Genomic DNA, 2,058 nt, shown 5'->3' with positions numbered 1-2,058 from the left:
CCTCCGCCGCCAAGCCGGCCTCGAGCGCGTCGTCCGCCGCCAGCGCCCCCAGCACGGCCTCGTCAGCCGCGCCGGCTTCGAGCGCGGCGCCGGTTTCCGCCGCGGACGCCCCCGAAGTCCCGGCCGTGCTGCCGCCGCCCGTGTTCCATCCCGCCCCGGCCAATGCCGACGAAGCCGTCGCGATCACTCAACGCGCCGTCGCCATGCGCAATGCCTATGCGAGCGAGGTCACGCGCCGGCTCGACGTGCCCGCCGATGTTCAGCATGCCTATGCACTGCGCCTGCAGCAGGCGCTGGCCGCGAAGGGCCACGCCGATCTGGCCGGCGAATACGTGGTGCTGGTGGATCGCGCGCGCAACGTGCAGGCGCTGTTCGTCTATTTCCGCACAACGCCGGCCAACCAGTGGGAATGGATCGGCGCGTCGCCGGTGGGCACCGGCCTGCCGGGCCAGTACGACCACTTCGTATCGCCGACCGGCGTATTCGAGCATTCGCCCGTCAACATGGATTTCCGCGCGGAAGGCACCGAGAACGAGAACGGCATTCGCGGCTACGGCGCGCGCGGGCGCCGCATCTTCGATTTCGGCTGGGTGAACGGCCAGCGCGGCTGGGGCAAGGGCGGCACCTCGCCGATGCGCTTCCAGATGCATTCGACCGATCCCGACAAGCTCGAACCGCTGCTCGGCATCCGCCATTCGAAGGGCTGCGTGCGGATTCCCGGCTCGCTCAATGCGTTCCTCGACCGGCACGGCATCCTCGACGCCGACTATGAAACGCGCGCCGCCGAAGGCGACGTGCCGCGCGTGCTGCACGACGGCGACGCGCCGCGCGAGGCCACGCCCGATGCGGGCCGCTATCTCGTGGTGGACACCGCCGCGGCGAAGCGCCCGGCATGGTCGCCGCTGCCGGGCCGCGCCGCCTGGCGCAAGGTGCCGAAGGGCGGTGACACGGCCGACTGATCAGGCCACGATCGTCGCTTCCCAATCCTGCACATAGCCGGGCGCGGCGTCGGGCATCGCGCCCGGCCCCGCATCCGGCACCGGCGCGACGCGCGCCACGCCGAACGGCAGCACGCCGGCCCACAAGGGCAGCGCCAAATCCGCCTCGTCGTCGTTCGGGCCGCCGGTGCGCACCTTCGTCACGGCTTCGCCGAACCCGATCCGCAACACCGTGGTGGCCGCCAGCTCCTTCGCGCTGCCGGGCCGCGCCTCGCGGCTGCGCCCCGGCGCGAGCTGCTCGAGGAACACGTCGAGCGCATGCGCCTTGTCGGCGTCGGGCACCACCTCGAAGCTGCCGTAGATCATCGCCGATCGATAGTTCATCGAATGATTGAACGCCGAGCGCGCGAGCACCAGGCCGTCGAGATGCGTGATCGTCACGCAGGCCTGCGCGCCGGCCGCGGCCAGCTTCAGCATGCGGCTGCCGTTCGATCCGTGGATATACAGGTGCGCGCCGTCGCGCCAGCAGGCAGTGGGAATGCAGTGCACGCCGTTGGCGTCGGCGAACGCGACGTGGCAGACGTGCGCCGCATCGACGATCGCTTCGAGCGTCGTGCGTTCGTAGCTGGCGCGCTGCGCCACGCGGCGGATGCGGGTGCGATCGGAAGGCGCGGCGGCGGGCGCGACGGCAGCGGTCATGGCGGAACTCCGTAAGACGATGGGGAAGATTCCGGACGATACGGAAATCATGGCACCATGCGTAGATCCAGCTCCCCCCTCTTTTTTGGAACCACGATGGATTTCCGCGTTCTGCTGTCGACGGCCACCGCCCCTGCCGCGCTCCACGGCGACAGCCGCCCGACGCGCCAGCACCGCCTCTATGCGAGCCTGCGCGAGGCGATCCTGCAACGCCGCATCGACGCCGACACCGCGCTGCCCTCCTCGCGCACGCTGGCCGAAGCGCTCGGCATCGCACGCAACACCGTGCTGCACGCCTACGAGCGGCTCGGCGCGGAAGGCTTCGTGATCGCAGACCGGCAAGGCACGCGCGTGGCGCGCACCGGGCTGCCGCCCGCACGCGCCGACCAGGCCGCGCCGCTGGCCCTGCCGCCGCTGTCCC

Annotated in this window: 3 protein-coding genes; 2 read left to right on the top strand and 1 reads right to left on the bottom strand. The window is 71.3% G+C overall.

What is annotated here, in order from left to right; translation table 11 throughout:
- Positions 1-959 (top strand): hypothetical protein (locus G3N92_RS33310; protein ID WP_206131757.1); only part of this gene is annotated, 959 nt, incomplete at its 5' end.
- Here G3N92_RS33310 and G3N92_RS33305 read toward each other — a convergent pair.
- On the bottom strand, positions 960-1,637 hold the full coding sequence (locus G3N92_RS33305) for a pyridoxamine 5'-phosphate oxidase family protein (RefSeq protein WP_241015190.1): 678 nt from the start codon (positions 1,635-1,637) through the stop codon (positions 960-962).
- A gap of 96 nt (positions 1,638-1,733) precedes the next feature.
- Here G3N92_RS33305 and G3N92_RS33300 point away from each other — a divergent pair.
- The coding region (locus G3N92_RS33300) for a winged helix-turn-helix domain-containing protein (RefSeq protein ID WP_206131755.1) at positions 1,734-2,058 on the top strand (325 nt) is incomplete at its 3' end.

The sequence above is a fragment of the Burkholderia sp. Ac-20379 genome (genome assembly GCF_017104645.1).
GTDB lineage: Bacteria > Pseudomonadota > Gammaproteobacteria > Burkholderiales > Burkholderiaceae > Burkholderia.
Note: the sequence above shows the minus strand (reverse complement) of the source record. Positions and strands in the feature narration are given on the sequence as shown.